Here is a 26,373-nt window from a genome sequence, read left to right as displayed (position 1 = left end):
CATGAACATGAAGCACCTGGAGGCCTCTCTGGAGGACGCCTCCATCGCTGGCTGACTTTATTCAAGCCAGAGCCTGCAATCTTATTTGCGAAAAATTCTTGACACTACCGCCGGCAAAGGCGCTGGATAGGGAGTGAAGTATGTTTTGCAGAAGTGCAAAACCGTATAGGCAGATGGGCGGCAGTTGACTGGCGGAATCAACTACTCCCCGCAGTTTACGAAAAAAACTTGGCCCGACTGTGCTGAATAAACTACGGAAACTATCAGACGAAACCTGCGTGGCTCACGGGTCTTCAATGTTGCATCCCGACCCGCCCAAGCACAGTAAGCGGCTTAGTTACTCGTTGGAGCATGAGAGAATGAAAAAATACAGAAACATGCGGTTTTGGAGTGCCGGAGAATATGTTTGTGGAGCTTTGCAAGCGCAGTTTTGCAAGAGCGTCTTGATATATAACTCAGGTGCGGCCGCACATTTTACCCAGCAGAAAGTCCATAATTTCCGCTAAATGCGAAAAGTATAAGATTCCCTCCCGGACAGCTGTATCCCACAGCATATTTGCTCCGAAGTCATGGATGCATACAGCATCCATGACTTGTTCTACGAACACCGCTGAATCGGTGTCTGCAAACAGGCGCAGCAAATCTCCACGACAGTGGAAAAGCTCGAAGACCAGCGGGGCCAGGCACGAGTCGGCACAGTCGATGATGATGAGATGGTTATCTGCTCCAATCAGAATATTTTCACCGGTCAAATCGCCGTGAACCAGCACAGTGTCCGTCAAATCCAGCTTTGCAGCACGCTCTGCCATCTCGTCGCGCAAGCTTACCGGCAGGCGCTCCAACCGAGGATTATCTAAGGCCCGGCCCAGCAGGTCGACCGGCGGTATCAGTCCCTCGGCGGGGTGGTGCAGGGTCTTGAGCACCACCTTGAGCTGCCGAATAAAGCTCTCCAGTTGAGCGGAACTGGCATTTTCCAGCTATGTCCCAGCCTCCTTGCCAGGGCAGTATTCCGTGATGAGGTAGTAGAAAAGGTAGGTATCTTGTATTGCCCCATGAGCAATCAGCCGGGGAGCGAAAATCCCCCAGCGGGTCAGAGCACCGCAAACGACGGACTCATTGGAATAGTCCGGATGTGGGTCAAGGCCAGATTCTCATGGGACGAATATTTTTATCACATAATCTCCCGCGCGAAAGACCGCGTTAGTTCCGGGCGTTAGATTCTCCAGTCCAGAAAATGCCAGCTCCTCCTGGCGAAAGATCTCCTTTGCCAGTGGGGTGAACGCCTCTATCAATTGAAATATGTGCCCCATTCGCTCCAATTATGGATAGGTTCACTGAATAGCATTGTACCTACTCCTTGTCCGCGTTTGCGTCCAGCAGCCGCTGAATCCCCTCATCTGTATACGAAAGCAGTTTGCCGTACCGCCAGGCAATTTCCTCGCGGCAGTTGGCGTACTTGCCAGCAGCAACGGCCTTTCCTTTTTCTGCTTTCAAGCCAAGATATTCCTGCAGTACCGTTTCGTCTTGGTAAAAAATCACATTAAATTTGCCCTGATTTAACGACAGAGGAAAGAGGTCAGTCAGAAACGATTCGTTCTCAACATAGTAGCAAACGCCGTACTTCTCGCACAGCTTATCAAACTCCGATAGAAAACTATCACGCTCCTCCTTGGTGTCGCAGGGGTGGGACAGAGCAATCCTCTTTACCCCGGCACGAACCATCTCGCAGAAGCAGTCCGCCGCGCCAAGTTGGTAAGAAAATTTATCAATCATCATGAAAACAGCCCCCATTCTGTCTAATTACATCTTCGATAATTCTATCAAATACACGCTCTCGTTCCGTTGACGTATCATAAATCGTAAAACCGAACTTTTCGAGAGAATCGGTCATCTCTTGATTGAACGGAATGGCATCGTGTGTGACGTATTCTCTCAATTCATCCTCGCTAAAATTGTATGTCCAATCATCTGCTGTGTCATACTTTTTGAAGTCGTGTACATACTCGTCAACCGTTTTTTGGCCCTGCACTAACCCAATCAGTATAAACCTGTCTTTTAGCTCTTCCACTCCGTATTCATTCAGAATGGACGCTATCTTCTCAAACTCAAAATAGCCTCCCTCCAGCACAAAGCAGTTATCTTTTACATTGTGTGCACGAAGATTGAGCTCTCCCGCAATCCCCTCTTCAGTTGAAAACAGGCCAAGGAAGTGACCGATAAACGGCGCAATATTTTCAGTTGTCTTATCCCGGTTCCAGTTTAGCCGAATGTCAAGCTGGGGATAGGCCGCTTGAAATGTGGCGATCAGCTTATCAAGGCTGATAACAAAATAATGGAATTCTTCACTCAGCCGCTTTGCCAAGGTAGTCTTTCCGGCCCTGGACGGCCCAACAATAATTACATTCTTCATTGCGTACCTCCTGGGGGATAATTTGAAAAAAGCGGAAAAGTCCACACTGAACTTTTCCGCTCTCTGGCGCGCTTGACTGGATTCGAACTAGCGGCCCTTAGAGTCGGAGTTATCAGGCCGTTAATGAGAAAAGCCCATGATACCGAGCTTTTTGGTGGCATAGCACAAAATAGCAAGGCATTTCCGAGGGCTTGGGAGCCCTAGAAAGGCCTCGATTTTTTGCAATTTTTGAGTTTTCTGAAAGTAGTAGTCAAACAGTAGTCAGAGGGCCTGAAGGTCAAAGAGGCACTGATCATCTATATACTTCATGCAATCTGCACTCCCTCTGTAAAATTGTATTGTAGAGGTTCGAACCGGCATTGATTTCACTCAGCTCATATACATCCACATTTTTGGCAAGACTGCGGTATAGTTCGTCAGCAATGCAAAAGACATCTGTGGGAGCAAAATGCTCGCCGCCGATGATGAGAAGATCTATGTCCGACTTACCATCGGCCTCGTTCCTGGCGTATGAGCCAAACAGGATGGCTTTCTCGGCCCGATACTTTTTGAGCAAAGGAAGAATCGCTAAACGTATCTCTTCACCGGTTAAAATTCTGTCTGACATCGGTTCTCTCCTCCGTTTTAATAGCGTGGTAAACTTAATTAAAATATAGTATACCATAAGCTGGTCAAATAATCAACTGTCCTCAAAGATGTCGATTCGAGCAGGATAGTGGATTTCTTCGGTCAACACATTCTTGTAAAATGGCAACACACCGGAATATCGATGAAAGTGAAAAAACGACTTTACAATGATTGAAACGGTGACATCATGTGACAAGCTTAAGTCGCTAGAAATAGTCGCAATTTGACTCCGATAGTGTGAGATATCTGCGGGCCGTAAATCTACCGTCAGAAGAATATCAACATCAGATTCGTTATCGAAATCCCCGCAGGCATATGAGCCGTAGAGATAGGCCTCCCTTAACCCGCTTGAAAACACACTATGGCAGAGCTTATAATCCTCACTCAAAATTTTTATTGCTTTTGATTGACGCATGAGTACTCCTTCTTCTTGGATAGGGTAAATAATTTGCTTTCCCTTTGAAATAAATATTGGTAGCGCCACCCAAAAACTGCCGCTTGACTTACGCCGGATTTGACGAATGAAAATCGAATCTCCATTCATTATTGTTTCCGCATTGACAATTTTATGGTTAGAAAAAAGAACTTGTGACCAAAAGCAAGTAAAGGTTTCATTTTCGCTGTTTTCAATTTCATCGTGATACGGCGGATCCACAATCACAAAATCTAGTTTCTTGGTGATTTTGATACAACACAAAGCAGGAAGTTCAGCCGGAAAAGCGCCTGAAATCAAGGGCTTTCCGGGCGGGCGGCCTTTTCACGCCGCCGGTTTTCACCAAAAAGTCGCCCATTACTGCTCCGAATGTCGCCTGCGTCTGACATGGGGTATTCACCTTTTAACGGACTGTCGTTATAAGGTTTTTATCGTTATCAGGTGAGATGACACAGAAAGCCTTGGAGCAGCATTGACTAAGGAAACATGATATGTCTCCGGTTGCATTAGCGTTTTTCTGTATTACCAATATTAAATAACGATTCTACTATGACTTCTTATTGTGTAACAGAACGCTTGATTTTACAAGGGAAATTTGCTATAATACAGACTGTCGTTAGCGATGAAATACTCCGGGGCGGCACAGTCGGCCACTGAGCCAAGCCGGAGGAAAGGAGCGACAGCTATGCGTGTTAACGGTCTTACGCTCACATATGAGGGTGGAGTCAATACCGTGCTGGGACACCCGGATATCAGTTACCCAGTAGGCAATCTCCTTTGCCGGATTTTCCAGGGGGAGACGCTGTACAACATCAGCCGGATTGTTCGTAACAGCATTGGAATGTGTCCTATGTGGGATAACGCTTTGACGCAGGATGAAATCGAGGAAGCCGAGAGGTATATCTTGGAAACGCTTCTCTACGACGATTTTTTCCCGGCTCAGCGGCTTGCCCAAGGCAGTATCATCCGCTGCATGGAAGAATACCGTTCACTGGACCGTGCAACAGCCGCTGGACTCCTTACGCAGGAAAAACAGCGGCCTGTGAGTTTCGACTGGCTTTTTGATGACATCGGTTTTGAAACGGTCGGTGAGTTCCTCCGGCTTTGTTACAACAACTACATCATCGACCTAACAAACGGCATTGATCTCTTCGCAGCTACTTCCGCCGTCTGGTCGGGTACGGCTACGGATGAGGAACAGGTCTGCTATGACGAGCTTTGCGCTGCCCTGCATGATTCCAGCCTTGTTCCGGGGATTGTCATGCAAACTTCGTATGATGCGACCAGTAGCACCTTTGAGCACAGCTTTGTCATCAGTAGCTTCCTCGCCATGGCCGTATTTGAGTTTTCACACATGGCAGAGTCGGCCACCAAGGTTATGCGTTGCCAGAACCCCGAGTGCAGGAGATTTTTCACTGCAAAAAGGTCTTCAGCAAAATACTGCAATTACCCCGCCCCTCAGTGTCCGGGACGGACGTGCAACGACTACTACCCGCAGATTGTCTACCGGGAGAAGGTACGCACAAGCGAACTGGACAAGCTCATCAAGAATGCCAAGGGACGTCTGTACAACGCTCGGCGCAGACACCCGGACTGGGCAGACGAAATTAATAAGAAGCTGAGCGACCTGACGATATATGCTCCGATTAAGAGGGACTCGGTGCTTGACGGCACCATGACAATGAATGAATTCCGCGAATGGTTAGATTCGCACTGACGAAGGGAGAAAAGAACATGGAAAATAGTAATATTGTAGTAACCGGAAGAACGGCACCTGTGGCGCGACGGGAGTCCCAGATGCCTGATGCACAAACGGGCCAGTACTATCCGGCATATGATGCGAAGCGGACGGGGAAGCTGGTAGATGAGGTGATTGCGGCGGTGAAGGATGACCGTGCGAATACCAAACGCGCCATCTCCGCTGACATTGCGTCTACGGCAAGGGTCCAGAACCAGAACGACAGGGTGATGGCGGCTTGCGAGAGAGAATTGCGGCGGCGGGATCTGCCGGATGAACGGCGCGATGAATTGCTCGACCGCATGAGTCGAGCGGATGATTCGACAGCTTTTGAAAGTGCCAGTAGCCGGGAATTCCAGCGTGAGCAACTGGATCATTCCCACAAGCTGTCCTGGAAGATACTGCTGTTCTTAGTGGGATTGGCTGTTGGTGGCATTGGTAGCACCGCCTTAGTCCGTGCGGCAGCATGACAGACATAGAGAGATACCCCGGAACCTATGTTGGCTCCGGGGCATATTGGTGTCTTACAGCGGGATGATGTTTTCCAAGAATTCGGTCAGCAGCTCCTTTAGCTTGTCCGTGCGGGAGGTAACGGTTCCCCAGGCGTCGCCAAGCTCCCTGGATATTTCAGACTTGGTAAGCTCGTCCGTCAGCAGATCTGCCAGCGGCAGCAGCTTGTGGTTTCGCTCCTTGACGAACGAAAGGAACTGCTCCCTCAGTTCTTCATAGCGGTCGGCGGCATAATAGCTCTTGGGGGACGGAACCTCGTAGCTCTCCATCTCGCCTGCCTCGTCCTCGTGATCGAGACAGGAAAGCGTGATGGTCGTGTGTTCCTGACGGAACTGCTCGAACACGCAGCCTTCGCACTTGACGGGGATGGTTTTAGGCTTATCTTCGCCGGGAATATAGTCCGGGTTGGGGATACGGCAAGGGCACCTCTTGAGCCCGCCGCGGCCATCGGGGATGCTGCAGCGGCCACCCCGCTTTTTTGCTTCCTGGGCAGAAAGCTCGTTCTTGATGAGGTTAAGATACCGCTGACGTTGGACATCCGACGGGGTGTCGAGGAAGGTAGTCCTTCTGTGGGAATCGGTGACCTGATCCTTGCAGGGCACAAAGACCGCCAGGAACTTGCGGAAACCGAGACGCGCCCATCCGACCTCATAGCCGTACTCCCGCGCATACACCAGCACGGAGTCATCCTTGACCTCCATCGGGAAATAGTAATCGAGTTTGCCGGTTACTGGGTTTGTTCTTACATTCTTTGACATTGTTCGACTCTCCTTTTCGTCGTTGCGAAACGGAGAGCCGTCAATGCCCACTGCCAAAAGGGTGCACAAATTCGCCCGAACCAAAGAGCCGTTGCCGGTCCTCCGTTTCAGTTCCGTGCCTCCTCTGTTCACTGAGTTGGCTGTCTATTCTATTTGCACCCTCGCCGCCGGAGGTGAACACTTCCGGAATTCACCGGCGGTCTGGCCGGAGCGGTTTAAGGCCATGCTCGGGGCATCTATCTCTACCTCCTGACGGAGGACAGAGGCTGATTTGCTGCTGTTCTTAACGCTTTGACTGTAGACATTGAGCGAGGATTGTGATATAATGCAATATTAGGTAATTTTGTAGTGCCCAAGCGTCCCTTCCCTGGGGTCTGACACTGATGAAACACGCAGCCCTGTCCTTTAACTTCACCTTCAAACCTATTGTAGATATGGTTGCTGTCAACCGACTGGTGCTGTTTCCGTGGTTTCCCTGTGTTTCTATGAGTTACTATTTTTGGAGGGTCGATAATGCCAGCAGAAAAAATCCCACACCTATGCGGTGGAATTCTGTTCGGTTTGCTTTTGGAAGCGCGACGAGTTCGCAGGAAGGCCAGAAACAAATTTGAAGGCGGAACGGATCATTTATCAGCCGTTGATGTTTACGCAGGACTCATTGAAGTTGTTACGGGTGATGATATTTCGACCGCTGGCAGAACATTCAGCAAGGCGTGTACCTTATACAAAACCTGCCGAACAGACTCCGGGGTTTATGTTCCATTCACGGAGCGGGCAACAATTACCGCTTTTGACGCTGCGGTAAAAACAAAAAACCCTGACCTTCCAATAAGAATGTTAGAGTTTATTAGCAACTATCTAAATTTGGAACGTTGTGAATGGCTCGTCCGCGCACTGATCGAAACAATCCACTTAGACGAGGATATTCAAGAGAATGAGGAATTCCTAATCGATTATGACACCATTGTCTGCGCGGATGATCTACCCTTTGTCTCCAATGTGGTGCTTGAGCCCTTTTTGATTAGCGTTCTTCACTATGTCCTTCTCAACAGCCCGGATGCCGAATCCGGCAGGGCAACATTTGAAAGCTGGTATAGCCAGAGTTCAAAAAAAGCTGAGTGGAAGCTCAAAAGCGATATTGGGGGTAGTATCTCACCACTCCGAGTTTATAGTAAGCTACCAGACGCAAGTGAGAAAGCGCCTGCGGATGACGCACCTGAAGAACGTATGGGTGCCGCGATTATAACGCGCCATGCTGATACCGCGCCGGACTTAGTTCTTTATAAGGACGGGATATTCTACCTCGAAGAAGGGCTCATTGGCGTTTCTGAGGATTGTCCTGATACCGATGATGAAGACATAAGGCTGTATTTGGAGAAGATTGGGCAAAAATACGGCTCTGTTCGCACTCTGCTCAACCCGTATCAACAGACGCCAGTACGGAATATTTATGTGTGTAATGACATCATTCGGAATGTTCCGGTTCCAGGGAGTTTCCGAAATACCTACACGGTTGAGTACATCCACGACGCCAGTTCTCAAGACTTGGCTGCGTGCTCCAACTTCGTAATCATAATCGGCACAGGCGGTATCGGAAAATCAATGATGATCCGCCACCTTCTTCTGGACGCCATCGAGCATTATCCAGAAACAGGAATAGTTCCAATTTTTTTGATGCTGAAGGACTACGATGTTAGCAGCGGTTCACTATTGGAATACTTGGTCACCAAAATACGCAATTTCAGCCCAGGGATAACTGCGGAGCACTTGGCATCTCTGCTTGACGCTGGCCGTTGCCTCCTTTTATTGGACGGCTTGGATGAAGTAGGAACAAAGCAGGCGGACACTTTCGAGAAAAGGCTGGAAGAGTTTATTGATCGGTTTCCTAACAACCAGTACGTTGTCTCTTCAAGACCGCATCGGACGTTCTCGGCCTATTCCCGTTTTACGATACTCAAAATCAGGCCGTTTACGAAGGATCAGGCGCTTGCCCTTGTTGACAAGCTGGAGTGCAGCGCGGACGACTCTTCTATCAAAGAGGAATTCCGAGCAAGACTGGAGTCTACGCTCTATACTACCCACCGTCAGTTCGCGGAAAACCCATTGCTCCTGACGATCATGTACATGACCTATGAGTTGTTTAGGGACGTGCCGTCGAAGATACATCTCTTCTACCGCGACGCCTATGACGCTCTGTCAAAAAGCCATGATGCGTTGAAGGGGCTAAAGCGCCCGTCGGAGACCGGCCTTACGGCTGATGAATTCGCGGAGTGGTTTTCAGAATTCTGCGCGCGCACATACTACGATGAAAAATATGAATTCATGGAATATGAGTTCACGGAGTATTTCAACAGCCTGACCCAACACGCGAAACGGCCAGACAGGCACATAGTGGCCAAGGCTTTTAGAGATGACCTGTGTGATAACCTGTGCCTCATGTACTTTGAAAGCGGTAAATATCATTTCACTCATCGATCCTTCCAGGAGTACTTTTGCGCTCTGTTTTTCTCAAAACAGAAAGATCGTACCCTTGAGGGGATCGGCGATTTCTTCGATAACCTGCGATCTCGTAATTACGGCGATAAGACTTTCTCCATGCTTTACGACATGATCCCTGGGAAAATTGATGAGTATGTCTTTATCCCGTATTTGAGAAAGCTCTTTGAAGAATGCGATGCTGGGGACGGATACTGGACGTTTCTGGAAACCATGTATCCTCAGATAGAGTTTACCAGTGGAGATACTGAGTACGAGGCTGATGTGTCGCCGGCGTCATTTATCTATGAGTTTATCCGTACCACCTTCTTTGATGAGGTGTATGATTTTGATTCCCTTCCACGTGAAGACGAGTTCATTCGGGAGAGATACGCATACGTCGCGGAACCCGATGAGAACCAGTCTTTAGTGGAGATTGGTGAAATAACATACGAATATCAGCAAGAGTACGGTATGCCTGATGAAGTCGGATGGCTGTATGAAGTAGAAGTTGGAAAGCTGAGAGAAAAGCGATTCCTGCACAAAGACATGCTGGCCGCTCTCGACGATGACTCGTTCTCGTTGAAAAAAGAGTATGCCGCAGCGAGAAACTGCCTGAATATTTTACTTGATAAGCAAAAACCAAAGGGGCATAATTTCTTTGACCGATTTAGCTGAAAAGTGAGAGGTATGAAATAGAAAATAAAGAAAGGAAAGTATTGGACATGGCTGCGAACAAAGAAAAAGCGCCTTATTCCGTAGTGTCCTACTTCTGCGGATGCGGCGGTTTGGATTTGGGCTTCCGCGGTGGTTTCAAATACCATGACGAGGACTACCCGGAGCTACCATTCAAAATACTTGAGGCTTATGATAATGAGCCTCGCTGCATTGAGACGTATAATGACTATTTTGGAGTGGGACACGCTTTTGTCAAAGACTTGGCGACAGTCAAGCCGGAGGATGTTTCAAAAGCGGATATTCTCATTGGCGGGTTCCCTTGTCAGGAGTTCTCATCCTGTGGTCCGCTTGGCGGTCTTGAATCTGAGCGCGGAAGATTGTACCAGACCCTTATCGCCTACATGAACACGCATAAGCCGAAGATCGTTGTCGGCGAAAATGTAATCAATCTTGAACGTATGGAAAAGGGCAAGGTGCTAAAAACAATCGAAGAAGACCTCACGGCGGTGGGCTATATCGTAAAAGTATGGAAGATGTTCGCCCCAGATTATGGGGTTCCACAACGCCGCACACGGCTCATTATCATGTGTGTCCGAAATGACGTCTATGAGCAATATGGATTCCCAGAAGAACCGGAGCCTCAGTTCAAGGGCAAGCACAGGAGTATCGAATGGGCTATTGGCGACCTCGTAACTGTTACCGACAATTCTATCCCCAACCAAGGAGATTATTTCGCGGCATCCAAAGCGAAAAAAGGGAATGGTCAAGGCGACGAGAGTAATCAGAAAGACAAGCCAGCGTACACCATTCGCGCGAATCCAAAATCCAGAGTGCAGTTTCACTATTCGTTGGATCGAAGATTGACGGTGAGGGAATGCGCTCGAATTCAGACGTTCCCTGATGATTTTGGATTCAAGTTCTCCAAGACCGTGAACATTTCCCAGATAGGAAACGCTGTTCCACCGATTATGGCATACCTTGTCGCGCGGAGCGTGGAACAATATCTTGACAAGATCGGAGGAACGGAGAAATGAGTATCAACACTATGGACATCACGCCGACTCCGCAGATTTTGCGGACGCTGGGCGAAATCCCCTTCCAGACTTGGCAGTGCATCGCTGAACTGGTTGATAACTCCATCGATGCGTTTCTTTCAGACATGAGTCTGGAAGATCGTGAGAGGCGCATTACAGTCACATGGTCTTTTGATTCTGTCGGTGCTGCGGCCCGAACCGTTGAGATTATCGACAACGCCGCAGGTATGTCTATAGACCAGCTCCAGAACGCTGTCCGGGCGGGCTACACCAGCAATGATCCAATCGGAAACCTCGGCTTGTTTGGTATGGGATTCAATATCGCGACAGCTCGATTAGGCGAGGAGACAATGGTTCTCTCGACACGCAAAGGTGATGCCGATTGGGTCGGTGTAAAAATCGATTTTCAGAAACTCATCGACGCGAAGAAATTTGACGCACCGATTATCCGCAAATCAAAAACCGATCCTGATGAGTGCGGCACCCGTATTACGATTTCCAAGCTGAAATCCGGTATTCTCAGCGAGCTTTCTGGCAAGGAGTCTGAAATCAGGCAAAGATTGGAGCTTGTGTACACACCGCTTCTTAGCAGCCAGGATATCACGATAACTGTGAAGAGCAAACAGCTTCGTCCACGGAATCACTGCGTATGGGCTGAGTCTCGGTACGTGAGGTATAACAAGCAGAATATCGCCGCCAGGATAAACATCGACCGCAGCCTTGGCTCCGCGCTTTTTGATATGAGCCGCAATTGCTATCTCAGCTATGATGAAGCGGAGGAATACTATACCGCTATGCAGGAGGGTGAGGCTTTCCCGACTCACATTGTAGAGCGCGAAAAACGCCTGACTGGTTGGCTTGGTATTCAACGATACGCCGATCCGAATGACTTCGGCATTGACTTCATCAGGAACGGCAGAAAAATACTGATTTCAGATAAAACGTTCTTCCAGTACGAGAATCCATTGACTTTGCAGAAGGAGCTGCAGTATCCTGTTGAACTTGGTACATCAATTGGTGGCCGCATTGTCGGCGAGCTTCATGTGGATTACTTGCTTCCTACCTATCAGAAAAATGACTTTGACAGGTCAGACGCCTCGTGGGAGCAAACCAGAGAAGCAATTTGCGGTGTTGGCCCGTTCCTTCCAAAATCACGCAAGGCAATGGGTTTTACGGAAGAAAACGCTTCTCCCCTTTGTCTGCTGGTAAATGCCTACCGCCGTGTTGATAAGGGAACCGTATGCCTATTCGCTCCTAACGATATCGCGAAGAAATACGCCGCGGAGTTCAGAAAAGGTGTCCGCGATTATATTGATGATACGAAATGGTGGAAAGCGGCGCAGGAAGAAGACCAGAAGAGCGGAACAAAGTCCGGCACCACACCGGTCAATACTGGCGATGCGCCTTCAGATGATATTGGAGCGTATCTCGGTGGTGATTCGGCATCTGGAGACTCGTCGGCAACTGGATCTGGTGACACAACGCCCGCTACTCCCACTACGCCCGCTACTCCATCTGCGGTACCTGAGACCTCCTCGATGGATGATCTTCTGCAGCGTTCCGTTCCGATTCAATATCTTTCTGGAAGGAACTATCCTTTTGGCCGGTCTGGTTCGCTGAACATCCGGGCTTATGAGCTCACGTGCGGGGAAATAAAACAGAATGGCGTAAGAAAGCCCTGCCATTTCAACTCGGATGGGATTGATTGCGATTTTGTATATGACCCCACACATCCGCTGCTGACGCAATACCCTATTACCCCACAGATGCTACTCCTGTTGTATATGGCGGAAAAGCTCAAGGCACGCGATCAGCTTCCTGACGTGGTTTCTATTTACTCATCCTTGGTAGAGGTATCAATGGATGACGCCAGAATCGACCGCCAAGCACTACAGGAACGAGCAAGCAGCGCGTTTGAACTCTTGAGAGAAAAGCTGGTACAAGCGTTGCGCGGCAGAGCGGAAGACGCTGTCAAATGCGTCCATGAATCCACGGGCGAAGTTGAGGAGACGGTGGCAAGTATTATTCAGGCAAACCCCGGTTTGCTTATGCCGTTTCAGAACGCGACTGCGGCCGGCTTTGACGCGATTGAGTTTGTACCGCCCAAGACCTTGTACCGATTAGTGGATCGCTTCCCGGAAGAAGTATTTGATGGGAAGGCGTTCTCAACGCCATACTTAAGTATCAACCTCCAGGACAGTAACGCAACACAACGCGCCCGCGAGGACTCAAAGGATAGAATATTGTCATTCATCAAAGACACCTTGAGAGTGATATCCTGGTCTGGCCAGCGTATCCAGAAGAACGAACTTACAAGGGCGTCTCTCAGTGTGGACTTCCTTGTCAGGGAGCTTGAGTCATGAATTTTTATACTGAGGACATCGCAAACGGATATAACTGGAAAGGCTTAGAGCGAGCAATCGCTCGTATGATGGAACACCTCGGGTGGCGGGATATCAACGTGATTGGTGGAGCGGGCGACAAAGGCGGTGACGTTATCGCGACCCGCGCTGAAGGCGATGTGGTAAAATCCTGGGTGGTTCAATCAAAAGCGGTCACCGGTGATCGGTATATTGGGCCGCAAGCTGTAAATGAGGCAATTAACGCGCTCTCATTTTACGATACAAATATCGCGGCGGTCGCCACAAACGGTGAATTCACTCGAACCGCGAGGCAGCGTCAAGCGCAGCTTGCCGCCAACGGCTATACGCTCAAATTATGGAACGGGGTCTTCCTGAGAAGTATCATAGAACAGATGTCCGCAAATCATTCTGGTTTCAGAAAGCTACGCCCGTACCAGGATAATATAGTTCAGAAAGTAATCACTTCTTATGACGAAGGTGGCAAACGAGCATTTTATATCGTTGCTACCGGTCTTGGCAAAACCGTTATAGCGGCAACCATTGCCAGGAATCTGTGGGATCGTGGATGTCGAAAAATTCTCGTGCTCTGCCACGCGACTGACTTGGCGCTCCAGTTAGAGCAGGGATTCTGGCCGCAGATCACGAAGGAAGTTCCCACGTCAGTTTTCTTTGACGGGCTTCCGCCGAGAAACACCGAGGGTATTTCGTTTGGCTTGTATCAAAGCCTGTATGGGTACCTTCCTGGAATCGACCCAGACCAATTTGATGTGGTCATTGTTGACGAGGCACATCACGCTCTCGCGCATGGTTTCAGATCGTGCTTGGAGCACTTAAGCCCAAGATTCCTTGTTGGCATGACAGCTACGCCTTGGCGCGGTGATGGTCAGAGTTTGACATCTGTTTTTGGAGACCCCATCGCAAAAGTGTCACTCGTTGATGGAATGGCTATGGGATACCTGTCAAAAGTCGATTATAGAATCCTATGCGATAATGTGGACTGGGATAACATGCAAAGCATGAGTCAGCAGAACCTTTCAATCCGGGATCTGAATAAGCGCCTTTTCCTTCCGCAACGTGACGAGGCGGTCATATCGGAATTGAAAAACGCTATGCGTGAAGTGGCTAATCCCCGTATCGCGATTTTTTCTCCGTCTATCGAACACAGCAATCGTTTCGCGGAAATGTTGTCCGCTGCGGGAATACCCTGCGCGGCGCTTTCAAAGGTTGATAAAGCGGAGCGCCGGAGACGTCTCTTGGCTTTTGCCTCTGGCAACTATCAAGCTGTGTGCGCGGTTGATGTGATGAACGAGGGAATCGATATTCCTGATGTCAATATTCTGGTTTTTCTTAGAGCCACCCATTCCAGAAGGATATTTGTGCAGCAATTGGGTCGCGGACTTCGGCTTTCAGAGGGCAAGGAAAAAGTTATAGTGTTGGACTTCGTCTCTGATATCAGGCGGATGGCGGAGATGATTGATATGAACAACGAGGGAAAAGCAAAAGGCGCGGAGAATGAAGTTGTGTACTTACAAGAGGGCTTCGTCTCCTTCTCTGACGCGAGAGTCGAGAGTTTTGTTAATATGTGGCTGGAGGACGTCGCGGATCTCAGTGGTTCTGATGACGAAGTAAAACTGAAGTTCCCGGAGGGCTTTTAAGATGGCTAATGCTTTACCTAAAAATATCCAGGCTAAAGTCAAACGCGCGGTCTACAAAAAAGCTGACGAGTTTGGCTATATGGAGTGCGGCCGAATTGAGAGTGGACGCTTCCTTGACACGCTGGTTGATGACCCAGAGGTTGGAAAGGTTATCATCGAATATATGCCCAAGGAACGTGTGAGAACCTACATCAAAGACGGCGTTTTAAACGCATATACCAAAGCGGCCACCAAGAAAGCTCTTGCCGCGTCCACGCCAGAGAATGTAATCAAAAATGTTTTCAATGAAACTGCGGCGGTCATTCAGAAAGGAAAAGGCAAGCAAGGCGGCCTGTTTGTCTTGCGGGCTGAGTCGGGACATATTTATGTTGTAAGCGGAGGAACTGTTCTCAAATGGGAAACCGCCCTTCGCAAGTCTCTGGAAATAATTGCGAATGAACCGAACTTGACCATTGACGGCAAAGCTCCCTCAATATGTTTGAAACTGTCGCTGACCGGCCAATCCCTAACGGAAGCGGATAAAACACATATCATTACCGCCGTTGGAGCGGTTGGTGTTAAAGCGTTTTTCTGTAACGCATAGAGGAATCCTATGAGCAGCAAAGAACGAGACCCCAAGGTAACACACAAGATCATGTCTGCTATTCCCTCAAAGGACACTGAGCCAGAGCTAATGCTCAGAAAAGCCTTGTGGAAAGAGGACCTACGTTACCGGGTCAATTATAAAAAGTTGCCGGGAAAGCCAGATATCGTCTTTACGAAGTATCATGTTGTTGTATTCTGTGATGGAGATTACTGGCACGGACACAATTGGGCTATCCGTGGTTTAGGTTCATTGGAAGAGGAACTTGCTGGCTATTCTGACTTCTGGCGGAAGAAAATACTACGAAATATAGAACGAGATAGAGAAGTCAATGAAGAGTTGAAATCGCAGGGCTGGACGGTAATAAGGATATGGGAAAGCGATATTCGAAAGAATGTTGTTGATTGTGTTAACATGATTAAGGACGTCCTAACCGCCGCAGGGATGATCCGATAGGAAAAATAATACCGCTTTTGGAGGATAGAAACTATGGGTGCGCAGGCAAAAATCATAAATATGCTGCTCTATGATGGCAACCTAAGTGGGGTTATCCGGATTGAGGATTCTAATTGGAATGCCGGAGAGCTTTTTTCTGCCCCCAGGGAATCGGTATCTGATTTAATTAATACTGGTGCCTGCGACCGTTATGGTGTCTATTTGCTTTTATCTCCAGAAAAAGTGTATGTAGGACAATCATCCGATTTGGCAAAGAGAATATCTCAGCATATCGCGGGGAAAGACTGGTGGGAAAGCGTCATTATCTTGACCACAAAAGATGACACCCTCAATAGATCCGATATTGATTATCTGGAATATGTCCTGATTGAAAAAGCAAGCGTCATTCAGAATTTAGACTCCGACAACAAAAAAAGTGGTAATCCGCCCAAAGTAGATATTTTCAAAAAGACTCTGCTCAATCAATATCTTGATGAGGCTCTTTTCCTCATGGAACTTATAGGGATTCGAGCATTTGCTACTCAGAAGTTGCGATCCAAAAACCGTAAAGCAAAGAAAGCAAGCACTCCAACGCTTAATATTGTGAGTCCGGGTGATGCTGAGGAAAAGCCAGTATCTGTCTCCGCGAACACATCCATATCAATTCCTATTCCTCCTCTTCCCGATGGGAATCTTAAAATCGGTCAGTTTGTTTATACTGCTTTGGGGAATCTCGAGAAAAGTGGCTTCGTTTTTTCTGACATAGAAATCGACGAGATGTGTACACCAGAATGGACCAAGCAAGTCTTCCATACGCAAAAGCCGTTTATGAAGAAATATATACCCGGGATAACCGACAACAGAGGCAGCGATGGCGAAGTCAGATTTATTGCAAAACCGTATACCTTTGGAAAAACGCAAGTCCTTATTTCTAAAGAGTGGTATGAGCGACAACGAGAGTTTTTCATCGCTTGGTATAAATCTTTAGGATAAACCATAATGCGGGCAGCCCAAATCAGAGCTGCCCGTATTTTAATCTTTCTTGTAAAACTGGCACTCGTATCCATCCGCCCGTAAGAGCAATCCCGAAATCCGCGGCGGTGTCCTGCCCATCTGATCGCAGACCGCCTGCAGGGATACACCAGGGCCGCATTCGATGATAAGCTCGTCGTGGATGCTGCCCACGATGAAGCAGTGCCGCAAGGTCTTCAATGCGTATGCCAGAATATATCTGGATACGGCCTGAACCAGATTTTCTGTGACTTTTGGACCATAGGTTTCCAACCGGGTCACTTCCCCAGGTTGATGTCCTCGTAGGTCACGCTCTCGGATCCAAAGCGGTTCACGCCGATGCAGGGCTTGACGTAGGAGATCCGTCTGCCGGGCGGCAGGTCGATGAACACCATTCCGCTCTGGTACTATGTCGAGGACAGCCACCCATTCATCATCGAGCCGGAGGTTTTCGACCGAGTGCAGGACCTCATCGACTTGCGGGGCAAGACAAAGGAATTCAGCGGATGCACCATCTTCTCCGCCAAGATAATGCATGGAGTTTTTGAATATCATCTTGAATGTTAATTAGCATTGGGGCCTCTACTAGATTTCTGTATCCATAGCCACTCGCATAATCTCTATGGTATATATTACCATATTCCGTTGCTGAAATTAATGTGGTTTTCCGCAAAATGGCGTTTTTGTGTCGAAAAAAGCTGGATCGAAAGAGTTTGAAAAATCTCTGGACTTCCGCAAAGTTTTGTGGTACTGTGTCGTTGAAGAAAGGCAGGGAAAAGAAAAATGAAAATTCTAGAAGAATTCTGGTACGGCAATATAAACCCTACGGATAGAAGCATTGTTCCTAACAGCAGGATAGACAAGCTGCTAAAACTGGTCACGAATAACGAGCAGCAGCTCTCCGATATGCTTTCCGACAAGGAGCGAGAAATGTTTCAAAAATTGAAAGACAGCCAAGATGAACTGTCCAGCGTAATCGAGTGTGAATCGTTTACGCTGGGCTTTCGTTTAGGGGCGCGGTTTATGTTGGAGGTTATGGAGGATATGGATATACCGTTCATTGATGATTGACGCTACGGTTACAATTCACGCTTGGCCTCTGTGATAGCCTGCTTTGCCCGTATATACTCCCCATACTCGCCAGCATAGAGCGCCTGCCTCAATGATTTGACCGCCCGATTATATGCTTTCTCTGCGGCGCTATGCCCATTATAGTTCAGCAGCACCGCCAACTCCTGGAACGTCATGCCATCATCGTGTGTGCCATCTAGCCCAAGATACTGCTGAATCAGTATACGCTCCCGGGGCGTTGTTTCATCAAGTGCTGTCTGGATACACTCAGACAACAATTCCTGTTCATACACTTTAGCTGGGTCAACCTCAAAACAGGGAACACTTTGCTCCCATTGCTCGTCTGGTATGACTTCCTGAAAGATTGTACTGAAATCTCGCAACAGTCCCCGCGCAACTTTTTCAGACACATTCATTTCCTGGCAGATTATTAAGAGCAAATCTTGGGGTGAAGAGCTCTCTTTATCTATCTGAAACTTGGCTACAAGAAAGTTCACTTGCCTTAGTTGACGGTACCTCGCTGTAGGCATCGCCATTGGCAAAGACATTCGCGCCATGAAACTGCGCATGGCTTTCTTGACCATTGGAGTCGCATAAGTCAGGAACAATGTACCTCGCCCTGGCTCATAACTGCCAGCAGCATTCAGAATTGCAATGCTGCCCTCCTGCACAAGATCCTCAATCACATCAGGATTATTACTCAACCGCCGGGCTAGCTTGTAAAGATACTCCTGATTGTTCTTCAAAAGTTTTTCGATAGAATCAGCATCTCCATCTCGGACGTACTTGACCAACTCTTCATTTGTCATGGATGTCACCATATCCAAGCCGTCTACTCACCTCGGCATAGATGGCGTCCTGTTCCATTAGTCGGAGGTACTCTCCTTGGGCAAACTCAGTATCGAACAGCGCCCTATCCCGCAACTCCTCGCAGACCTTCATGGCCTCCTGCCGTTCCTCGTCCGTAATTTTCCCACGCTGATGGTGCTTGCGGATCGTACCCGTGCGGGTTTTGTATACTTGGAAGATGGGGTGATTGGCGTTCTTTTCTTTCTGCTGATTCATCGCGCCGTACTGACGGCAGGTATAGTGTGGGTTCTGCGGAGCCATGCCGTCGCAATACTTGGGCTTGCGTGCATCAGTAGTCAGAAAATATCTTCCGCAGTTCTGGCATTTGCTTGGGGCGTGGCCGTGGTGCATACCGTTTAGCAAGTCATAAACAAAGAAGTCCATGTATCTGTCGAAGAACAGTCGGTTGACAAATATCATCTCGCCGTAATGCTTTGGGTCGCGGGCAAAGCAATAGGACGATGTCATTTGGGGAGAATAAGTAAACGGTTCTATTTCGTGTACTTGAGTTTCAGAAATAAATTTTTGGAACTCCGGATGGTTAAATGTGTCATGCACACCCATCGCAAAATAGGTTTCAGTGCGCTTGTCAAGGCGGCACAGGCAGTTTCGCTCCAGGTCTATAACCGCTTCAGCAAAATGATAAACGGCAAAAGGAACAGAGATTAACGCTGATAAGTATATCTTAATAAAGTCCCAGGCCATGGGCCTATTACGCAAGTCATTCAAGCTATCTTCGGAAAACATAGCCTCGGCAAGACCCTGCTCTTCCTTGATGTTCCACAGGGAGAACGGTTCGATCACAGATAAATCCTCAAAGATCTCTATTACAATTTGTTTTATCTGAGGAAAGATTTCCACCAGCTTTTCGTCGTCTGGTTGATATGTTATGTACGGAAGCAAAGACATTAGGTCAAGAGCCTTTTTCGCAGTAGTATCAACAAAGCCCGGAGGAAGATTTAAAACTTCCGTGGCAAAGTGACCCGCAGGGTACTCCTTCTCGTTGAGGAAGACTTTATCCTCCCAAACATCAATAGTCGTACGCATGATATCGTTCTGCTGTTTGATTCCCATTGGCATAGCGTGTCCCTCCTGTCCCATATGGCAAAAGCCACTGTCCTGCGATATTCACATTTTACCACTTTTCGTACAATAATACAAGTAGAAGGACGAAATCGAGTGCGGCACTCGGTTTCGTCCTTACTTTATGTGGAAGGAGGTACGCTGGCATGAGCAAAATCGATTTCTACAATATGAATACTGCTCCCACTTTTTACAGAGCAGCAAACTGAAAGGAGTGTTTCAATGACCCAAAATCAAACCGAACTTCGCCTTATCCGTATGTCCGAAGTGGAAACTCAGGAGGTACACTGGCTGTGGTATCCCTACATACCACAGGGTAAACTCACCATCATCCAAGGCAACCCCGGCGAGGGCAAAACAACCTTGGCGCTATGGATTGCCGCTATTTGCAGCCGAGGACAAGCTCTACCAGGCATGGAGTCGCGCGACCCCATCAACATTCTCTACCAGACTGCCGAGGATGGCCTGGGCGACACAATCAAACCCCGGCTCATAAACGCAGGCGCTGACCTCACTCGTATCATGTGCATTGACGAAACAGAGCGCACCCTCTGCCTGATCGACAGCCGCATCGAGCAGGCAGTCCTATCGACCAGTGCCAAGCTGGTGATCCTCGACCCGCTCCAAGGCTACCTGGGCCGGGACGTGGATATGAATCGCGCCAACGAGATTCGGGATGTGCTCAAGCGTCTCACCACCGTTGCCGAGCAGACTGGCTGTGCCATCGTTTTGATTGGCCATCTTAATAAGGCAGTTGGTGCTAACAGTGCTTACCGTGGCTTGGGCTCCATGGATTTCCGCGCCGCTGCTCGGAGCGTTCTTCTTGTAGGCAGAATGAAAATGGACCCGCACATTCGTGTCATCGTCCACGACAAATCCTCTCTTGCTCCGGAGGGAAAGTCAGTGGCGTTCAGCATTGAGGACGGCAGTCCGCACTGGGTAGACGGCTACGAAAAGATTACCGCTGGTGATTTATTGAACGGTGGGCCAACAGATTCTAAGGTTGACCTAGCCGAAAAACTGATAAAGGACAAGCTAAGCGGAGGGGTTTCAGTTCCTGCCAGCGAGATGTTTCAGATAGCAAAGCAGGCTGACATCTCCAAGCGGACACTGAAAATTGCCAAAGATAATCTCGGAGTTGATTCCGTGAAAAAAGGAGAGAGATGGGATTGGAGACTTTTATGTTGAAGGGTGCAAGGGTGCAAAAGTTTTTAGTTGCACTCTTCTATCTTGTGCGAGGAGTGTGTAGCAGACTCTACATAGTGTGTGTGACGGTAAAAAGCTTTGAGTTTCTCTGCACCCTTGCACTCTTGCACCCTTGGATTCAGGTGCGGCCAAAGCAGAGCGACAGCAGCCCCATATTCGGCCCGTGTCGGCCACGTGTGGCGGTTTTAAGGGCTGGATGGGGAAGGAACCGCAGTCCTCCCAGACAGGCCCGTGTGAGGCCACACAGAGCCGCTTTTGCGCGGACAGGTGCAAGTGGCGGTGTCCTACAAAAAACCTCCCCCTTGGGGGAGGGCAAGCAGAGCGCTCGTCCGACGTTGTCGGACGGCACATTCAGCGGGCAGTAGCCCGCACCCACTCTAGGAAAAAGCCATACCCAGGATAGGAGGAATTTAATGAATAATAAAAAGGACAGGGCCTTTACGGTTCGGTTCACGGAGGAACAGTTTCAGCACATCCAGGAGAAGTCGGAACAAGCCATGATGTCTCCTAGCAACTATATCCGCGCGGTGGCAATGCGCGGCAGAGTCAATGTTATTCTGGATGGGAAATCCGTGGCGCGGGAGTTAAAGGCCATCGGCAATAACCTCAACCAACTGACCGTTCTGGCAAACATGGGCCAAATCAATGCGGTGTACTTGGAGCAGGTACACGAAGATTTGAGTAGACTATACGATGCGTTTTTCACTCTTGCGGACAAGGAGGTACGCCAATAGCTACAGTGAATTTTATCCGATATCAAAAGCAATCTGCTACGGCGCTGAGCAAGGTTGCGGAATATGTTTCACAGGAGCAGAAGACCACGGACGCTTTTTCCGGTCAGAAATTCGTCAGTGGTATCCACTGCTCTCCTTCATTTGCAGTGAAGGAATTCAAAGCAACCCGCACTGTTCATCACAAAAACAGCCCAGTGTGGTTCTACCACTACACCCAATCCTTCTCGCCGGACGAGCCTATTACCGGGGAACAGGCTCACGAGTTGGCGAAGGAGTTCGCGGAAAAAGCTTGGCCCAACAGCCAGATTATAGTGGCAACCCATGTAGATCGGGAGCACATTCACTCGCATTTTGTGGTTAATTCCGTGTGTGTTGAGAGCGGCTATATGCTCCGTCAGGGGCCGACTACGCTGAAGAAACTACGGAAACTATCGGACGAAATCTGCCTGGCGCATGGGTTCTCGGTGCTGCCGCCCGACCCTCCCAAGCATAGCAAACAGCTTAGTACCCGCGAGTATCGCTCCATGGATAAGAACCAGAGTTGGAAATTGCGGTTGATGATTGCCATAGAGGACGCGATGGCTGCGGCGCGTTCCCGGGAGCATTTCATCAAGCTGCTCAAGCGGAAAGGGTACAAAGTCAAGTGGATGGACGAGCGCAAGAGCATCACGTACACCACACCCAGCGGCATGAAGTGCCGGGACATCAAGCTGTATGATTCAAAATTTCTGAAGGAGATGATGGAGAATGAGTTCAAACTTCGAGCGGAAATCATTGGAAGATTTGAAGGAGCAAGCACGCCAGCAGCTTCAGACCGCGCAGGAAGTAGTGCCTTGCGTTACGGTAACAGAGAAGAATTGGGCGGCGTTGCTTGGCCTGCAACAGTCGCAGATTCGAATGCTGATGGAGGTTCGGACAGCGGCGGCACAGCTAGCAACCAGGGAGGAACTGGTGGAGCACCTAGACCAGAAAGTACAGGAACTGGAGAGCTGCTCTCAGGAAATCCAATCATCAGCGCAGAAGTTCCAGCGGGTAATGGAGCAGTCATCAGCAGAGATAGCGAAGAATTTATCGTCACAGGCTGGGAGAATGAGCGAAAGCTTTTCGCAGAATCTCTCCTCGGAGCGGGAACGGATGAAGAAGTACACGGATATACTGTTCTGGATCGCGCTGATTCCATCAGCGGTACTGGTGATATTGGAACTGATCTCGCATATCTTTCCGCTGATATTGCCGGGATGATTGACGAGAACCATCGCCCCAAGGATAGCACAACTATACGAAAGCCGCGCCAGCGCAAACGCGCTTTGGGGCAAAAATCGGATGAGCAAGACCAGAATCATGGTCAGCGGATGTAAGGAGGAATTTCAGTGGCAAGTATCAAGCAGTTGAACGAGCGCAAATTCAAGATTACTGTCAGCAATGGGTATAGCCCTGACGGACGGAAAATTTCAAAGGCCAAGACGATCACTGTGCCGGACAGCGTTGGCAAGCGTGGTGTCCGGCAGTACGTTTCTCATGCCGCCGAGGAAATGGAGAGAACTATCAAGCAGGGATTCTGCGAGGATGGAGAGATGGCTTTCGAGGAATACGCTAACCGCTGGCTGGACAGGCAGGTGAAGTACGCGGCGGGTACCATCGCAAGCTACCAGCGAATGTTGAAAGTAACCTACCCTTTCATCGGAGCCATCAAGCTAAACAAACTGCGGCCCATTGCTCTGGAGAATATGCTAGTGGAACTTCGTAAGCGCAGCAATCACGGCAAGCCTGTGCAAGAGGCCACAGTGCAGAAATATTTGACGGTGGTATCGGCGGTGCTCAGTGATGCTAAGCGGAACGAAATCATCCAGAAGAACCCGGCACGGATGATTGATTTGCCCGACACTGAAAAGCGTGAGCAATTTATTCCCAGCGAGGAAGATGCCAACCGGTTCCTTAATGCGCTCCTGGACGAGCCGCAGGAGTACAAAATTTTCTATGTGCTTGCGCTCTACACCGGGTGCCGCCGGGGTGAGCTCTGCGCTTTGAAATGGCACGATTTCATTATGATGGATAAGTCTCGCTGCGTACTTACGGTCAGCCGCTCCCGGAGCCACATTCCCGGCCAGGGGGTGCAGGAGGGGCCGACCAAGAATGGCCGCAGCCGCAATATGTGATCGAAGATGAAATCACGTCGTTGGTGCTGGGCTATTGTCACTATAAGAATAACTTGGCGCAAAAAGCTGGGCGCGAGGTAAGCCCCTATCTATTCGCCGATGAATATGGGAACTTCATCCATCCGGATACATTTACAAAGCACCTGCGAAAAATTTTCAAGGAAAACGGTTTCCCGGATTCTTTTCACCTCCACACCCTGCGCCATTATGCGATTTCATCGTTGCTCCACCATGGCGTGGATAAGCAAACTGTAGCAGAATTGGCTGGCCACGCTGATACCTCCTTCCTGGAGCGTACCTACTGCCACCCGCAGATGGAGTTAAAAAATCAGGCCGCAACTGTAATGACAGACGTACTCCTGCACAGCGCCTAGCGACAAAGTGATTCGCCTATGGACAGCCATAGCCCACACATTTTGTTGCAGAAGTAGAAAGTGGATCTGCCACTGGACTTCCGGCAGGCCGTGTGCTATTGTGAGGTTGCCTCAACAGGGCAAATCACCAAAGGAAAGAGGTCTACACTATGGCGAGCATCCGCAAACGGGGCAACAGCTATCTGATCGTAGTTTCCACGGGCTACGATTTCGATGGTAAACGCCGCAAGCCCCAGCAGAAAACCGTCCATCCTCCCGAAGATTTGACACCTAAAGCCAAGGAAAAATGGCTCGAGGAAGAAGCCGCTCTCTTCGAGCGCCAATGCAAAAACGAACCGTTGAAAGTGGACAAGTCCATTACTCTCGCGGCCTACACGGAAATGTGGCTAAGAGAGATTGCGCCCACTAAGCTGGCAAAGTCTACGCTGGCCCGGGACAAGCAGGATATCGACCGTTTCATGCCGTACCTGGGCGGCTACAAACTCACCGACCTAAAGCCCGAACACTTCCGAAATCTCTACGCCGAACTTCGTAAGCAAAAGAATTCTGTGACCGGAAAGCCGCTCTCCGAATGCACCGTTGAGGGTGTCCACGCTTGCTTGTGTGGCATCCTCTCCGACGCGATGGAGGGCGGCTTTTTGTCGCATAATCCGGCTTGGCGCACTTATAAGTACACTGGCAAAAAGAAGAAAAAGCAGAACGTGGCTGACGAGGAAACTACGCAGAAACTCATTGCGGCACTGGAGGAAGAAAGTATTAAATATGAAACTTACTTCAAGTTGATTATTGCCACCGGAATGCGCAGGGGCGAGTGCTGCGGCTTAAAATGGTGCGATGTGAATTTCAATGAGAAGTCCATCCACATCTGCCGAAACGTGGTCAAGGTTACTGGCGAGGATATCATCGTCAAGGAGCCGAAAACCACCGCTGGTGACCGCTATGTGTACTTTTCCGCTGAGATGGCAAGTCTGCTGAAAGAGTACCGCAAATTCTGTCAGCAGGAAACTAAAACCTATGATGAACGTGAACTAATTCCCGATGACTACATTTTCCGCAGACATGGAATGGAACTTCCCATGACCCCCAGCAGCTTTACTTGGCGGTTCAAGCTGATTTTGAAAAAGCATGGACTACCGTCAACCCTTAATGTCCATAGTCTCAGACACACAGCAGCGAGCCTTATGATTGCTGGTGGTGCAGACGTGGCTACCGTATCAGGTTTGCTGGGCCACTCCCAGGTGTCCACTACGCTGGACATTTACACCCATGCTTTTGACGATAAGAAGAAGGCGGCAAGCGCAGTTTTGCAAGAGAGCCTAGACATATAACTCAAGTGCGACCGCACATTCGGCTCATCAGAAACTCTCTGACCTCTGCCAAATGCGAAAAGCATGGAATCCTTTCCCGGACGGCCGTACCCCACAGCATATTCGCTCCGAAGTCATGGATGCAAACAGCATCCATGACTTGTTCTACGAACACCTCCGGATCAGTGTCCGCGAACAGCCGCAGCAAATCCCCGCGGCAGTGGAAAAGCTCAAAGACCAGCGGGGCCAGCTCGTACCACCAGGGGGCTAAGCAGGCATCTGCGCAGTCGATTATGATAGGCGAGTTATCCGCTCCAATCAGGATGTTTTCACCGGTTAAATCACCGTGTACCAGCACAGTGTCTGTCACATTCAGTTTTGATGCGCGCTTTGCCATTTCATCGTGCAAACTAACTGGCAAACGTTCCAGGCGGGGATTATCCAAAGCTTGCCCCAGCAGGTCGACCGGCGGTATCAGCCCATCGGCGGAGCGGTGCATGGCCTGGAGTACCCCCTTAAGCTGCCGAATGAAGTCCTCCAGTTGGCTGGGACTGTCGCTTTCCAGCCACGTCCCAGCTTCCTCGCCGGGGCAGTATTCCGTGATCAGATAGTAGAAAAGGTAGGTGTCTTGTATCTTACCATGGGCAATCAGGCGGGGAGTGGAAATCCCCCAGCGGGTCAGCGCGCCGCAAACAGCGGATTCATTGATATAGTCCACCTGCGGCTCCATGCCGGACTCGCGGGGAGCAAATATTTTCACCACATAATCCCCCGCGCGAAAGACCGCGTTGGTTCCGGGCGTCAGGTTTTCAAGTCGGGAAAACGCCATTCCCTCCCGGCAAAAGATTTCCTTCGCCAGCGGGGTAAACGCTTCTATCGATTG

At 49.3% G+C, this 26,373-nt stretch carries 26 protein-coding genes and 1 pseudogene; 17 read left to right on the top strand and 10 right to left on the bottom strand.

Annotated features, from left to right (window positions below):
* Positions 1 to 455: 455 nt before the first annotated feature.
* The 5 genes from D5270_RS15155 to D5270_RS15135 form a co-directional block, all read right to left on the bottom strand.
* The gene (locus tag D5270_RS15155) at positions 456 to 926 is read right to left on the bottom strand and encodes a phosphotransferase (RefSeq protein WP_166544878.1); all 471 of its coding nucleotides are present in this window, start codon (positions 924 to 926) and stop codon (positions 456 to 458) included.
* A 424-nt stretch (positions 927 to 1,350) separates the two neighbouring features.
* Complete coding sequence (locus D5270_RS15150) at positions 1,351 to 1,776, bottom strand: hypothetical protein (protein WP_166544877.1); 426 nt, start codon at positions 1,774 to 1,776, stop codon at positions 1,351 to 1,353.
* Positions 1,766 to 2,410, bottom strand: a complete 645-nt coding sequence (locus D5270_RS15145; protein ID WP_166544876.1) for an ATP-binding protein — start codon at positions 2,408 to 2,410, stop codon at positions 1,766 to 1,768. The genes D5270_RS15150 and D5270_RS15145 overlap by 11 nt, the downstream gene beginning before the upstream one ends.
* Before the next feature lie 292 nt (positions 2,411 to 2,702).
* Positions 2,703 to 3,017 (bottom strand): nucleotidyltransferase family protein, encoded by a 315-nt coding sequence (locus D5270_RS15140; protein ID WP_166544875.1) that lies wholly within the window; start codon positions 3,015 to 3,017, stop codon positions 2,703 to 2,705.
* A 72-nt stretch (positions 3,018 to 3,089) separates the two neighbouring features.
* Entirely contained in the window at positions 3,090 to 3,770 is a 681-nt protein-coding gene (locus tag D5270_RS15135) for a nucleotidyltransferase domain-containing protein (RefSeq protein ID WP_166544874.1), read from the bottom strand.
* Positions 3,771 to 4,155: 385 nt separating this feature from the next.
* On the opposite strand from D5270_RS15135, the gene D5270_RS15130 reads away from it, so the two are divergent.
* A complete protein-coding gene (locus tag D5270_RS15130; RefSeq protein ID WP_166544873.1) occupies positions 4,156 to 5,187 on the top strand; it encodes a DUF6076 domain-containing protein in 1,032 nt (343 codons plus the stop codon).
* A gap of 17 nt (positions 5,188 to 5,204) precedes the next feature.
* Positions 5,205 to 5,678 (top strand): hypothetical protein, encoded by a 474-nt coding sequence (locus D5270_RS15125; RefSeq protein WP_166544872.1) that lies wholly within the window; start codon positions 5,205 to 5,207, stop codon positions 5,676 to 5,678.
* A gap of 54 nt (positions 5,679 to 5,732) precedes the next feature.
* Here the strand turns inward: D5270_RS15125 and D5270_RS15120 are convergent, their stop codons facing one another.
* Positions 5,733 to 6,608, bottom strand: coding sequence for a hypothetical protein (locus tag D5270_RS15120; RefSeq protein ID WP_166544871.1), 876 nt, complete (start codon positions 6,606 to 6,608; stop codon positions 5,733 to 5,735).
* A 381-nt stretch (positions 6,609 to 6,989) separates the two neighbouring features.
* On the opposite strand from D5270_RS15120, the gene D5270_RS15115 reads away from it, so the two are divergent.
* The 7 genes from D5270_RS15115 to D5270_RS15085 are packed head-to-tail and all read left to right on the top strand — an operon-like array spanning position 6,990 to position 16,692.
* A complete protein-coding gene (locus D5270_RS15115; RefSeq protein ID WP_166544870.1) occupies positions 6,990 to 9,629 on the top strand; it encodes an NACHT domain-containing protein in 2,640 nt (879 codons plus the stop codon).
* A gap of 47 nt (positions 9,630 to 9,676) precedes the next feature.
* Positions 9,677 to 10,663 (top strand): DNA cytosine methyltransferase, encoded by a 987-nt coding sequence (locus tag D5270_RS15110; protein ID WP_166544869.1) that lies wholly within the window; start codon positions 9,677 to 9,679, stop codon positions 10,661 to 10,663.
* Positions 10,660 to 13,026, top strand: a complete 2,367-nt coding sequence (locus D5270_RS15105) for an ATP-binding protein (RefSeq protein WP_166544868.1) — start codon at positions 10,660 to 10,662, stop codon at positions 13,024 to 13,026. The genes D5270_RS15110 and D5270_RS15105 overlap by 4 nt, the downstream gene beginning before the upstream one ends.
* Positions 13,023 to 14,681 (top strand): DEAD/DEAH box helicase family protein, encoded by a 1,659-nt coding sequence (locus D5270_RS15100; protein WP_166544867.1) that lies wholly within the window; start codon positions 13,023 to 13,025, stop codon positions 14,679 to 14,681. Before D5270_RS15105 ends, D5270_RS15100 begins: the two co-directional genes overlap by 4 nt.
* 1 nt (position 14,682) lies before the next feature.
* Positions 14,683 to 15,264 (top strand): hypothetical protein, encoded by a 582-nt coding sequence (locus D5270_RS15095; protein WP_166544866.1) that lies wholly within the window; start codon positions 14,683 to 14,685, stop codon positions 15,262 to 15,264.
* Between the two features lie 9 nt (positions 15,265 to 15,273).
* Positions 15,274 to 15,720 (top strand): very short patch repair endonuclease, encoded by a 447-nt coding sequence (locus tag D5270_RS15090; protein WP_166544865.1) that lies wholly within the window; start codon positions 15,274 to 15,276, stop codon positions 15,718 to 15,720.
* 33 nt (positions 15,721 to 15,753) lie between these two features.
* A complete protein-coding gene (locus D5270_RS15085) occupies positions 15,754 to 16,692 on the top strand; it encodes a GIY-YIG nuclease family protein (RefSeq protein ID WP_166544864.1) in 939 nt (312 codons plus the stop codon).
* 39 nt (positions 16,693 to 16,731) lie between these two features.
* Here the strand turns inward: D5270_RS15085 and D5270_RS16980 are convergent.
* Positions 16,732 to 17,117 (bottom strand): annotated as a pseudogene (locus tag D5270_RS16980) (hypothetical protein); the annotation flags it as partial.
* On the opposite strand from D5270_RS16980, the gene D5270_RS15080 reads away from it, so the two are divergent.
* Positions 17,095 to 17,277 carry a hypothetical protein gene (locus tag D5270_RS15080; protein ID WP_166544863.1) on the top strand — a complete coding sequence of 61 codons (183 nt, stop codon included), beginning with the start codon at positions 17,095 to 17,097 and terminating at the stop codon, positions 17,275 to 17,277. The pseudogene D5270_RS16980 and the gene D5270_RS15080 overlap by 23 nt on opposite strands.
* A gap of 216 nt (positions 17,278 to 17,493) precedes the next feature.
* Positions 17,494 to 17,781, top strand: a complete 288-nt coding sequence (locus tag D5270_RS15075) for a DUF6809 family protein (protein ID WP_166544862.1) — start codon at positions 17,494 to 17,496, stop codon at positions 17,779 to 17,781.
* Between the two features lie 8 nt (positions 17,782 to 17,789).
* Here the strand turns inward: D5270_RS15075 and D5270_RS15070 are convergent, their stop codons facing one another.
* Together D5270_RS15070 and D5270_RS15065 are read right to left on the bottom strand one after the other, a co-directional pair.
* Positions 17,790 to 18,590, bottom strand: coding sequence for a sigma-70 family RNA polymerase sigma factor (locus D5270_RS15070; RefSeq protein ID WP_166544861.1), 801 nt, complete (start codon positions 18,588 to 18,590; stop codon positions 17,790 to 17,792).
* A complete protein-coding gene (locus D5270_RS15065; RefSeq protein WP_166544860.1) occupies positions 18,580 to 19,710 on the bottom strand; it encodes a DUF6076 domain-containing protein in 1,131 nt (376 codons plus the stop codon). Before D5270_RS15065 ends, D5270_RS15070 begins: the two co-directional genes overlap by 11 nt.
* A 225-nt stretch (positions 19,711 to 19,935) precedes the next feature.
* Here D5270_RS15065 and D5270_RS15060 point away from each other — a divergent pair, with 225 nt between their 5' ends.
* The 6 genes from D5270_RS15060 to D5270_RS15035 all read left to right on the top strand — a co-directional run bounded on the left by D5270_RS15060 (position 19,936) and on the right by D5270_RS15035 (position 25,511).
* Entirely contained in the window at positions 19,936 to 20,901 is a 966-nt protein-coding gene (locus tag D5270_RS15060) for an AAA family ATPase (protein ID WP_166544859.1), read from the top strand.
* Between the two features lie 431 nt (positions 20,902 to 21,332).
* A complete protein-coding gene (locus D5270_RS15055; RefSeq protein ID WP_166544858.1) occupies positions 21,333 to 21,653 on the top strand; it encodes a plasmid mobilization protein in 321 nt (106 codons plus the stop codon).
* Between the two features lie 5 nt (positions 21,654 to 21,658).
* Positions 21,659 to 23,011 (top strand): relaxase/mobilization nuclease domain-containing protein, encoded by a 1,353-nt coding sequence (locus D5270_RS15050; RefSeq protein WP_166544857.1) that lies wholly within the window; start codon positions 21,659 to 21,661, stop codon positions 23,009 to 23,011.
* A 12-nt stretch (positions 23,012 to 23,023) separates the two neighbouring features.
* Positions 23,024 to 23,809, top strand: a complete 786-nt coding sequence (locus tag D5270_RS15045; protein ID WP_166544856.1) for a tyrosine-type recombinase/integrase — start codon at positions 23,024 to 23,026, stop codon at positions 23,807 to 23,809.
* A complete protein-coding gene (locus D5270_RS15040) occupies positions 23,806 to 24,183 on the top strand; it encodes a tyrosine-type recombinase/integrase (RefSeq protein WP_166544855.1) in 378 nt (125 codons plus the stop codon). Before D5270_RS15045 ends, D5270_RS15040 begins: the two co-directional genes overlap by 4 nt.
* A gap of 149 nt (positions 24,184 to 24,332) precedes the next feature.
* A complete protein-coding gene (locus D5270_RS15035) occupies positions 24,333 to 25,511 on the top strand; it encodes a tyrosine-type recombinase/integrase (RefSeq protein ID WP_166544854.1) in 1,179 nt (392 codons plus the stop codon).
* A gap of 1 nt (position 25,512) precedes the next feature.
* Here the strand turns inward: D5270_RS15035 and D5270_RS15030 are convergent, their stop codons facing one another.
* Positions 25,513 to 26,319: an aminoglycoside phosphotransferase family protein gene (locus tag D5270_RS15030; protein ID WP_166544853.1), complete on the bottom strand. Its 807-nt coding sequence runs from the start codon at positions 26,317 to 26,319 to the stop codon at positions 25,513 to 25,515.
* Between the last annotated feature and the right edge of the window lie 54 nt (positions 26,320 to 26,373).

The organism is Acutalibacter sp. 1XD8-36, from assembly GCF_009917525.1.
GTDB lineage: Bacteria > Bacillota > Clostridia > Oscillospirales > Acutalibacteraceae > Acutalibacter.
This window is presented reverse-complemented; position numbering and strand designations above follow the sequence as displayed.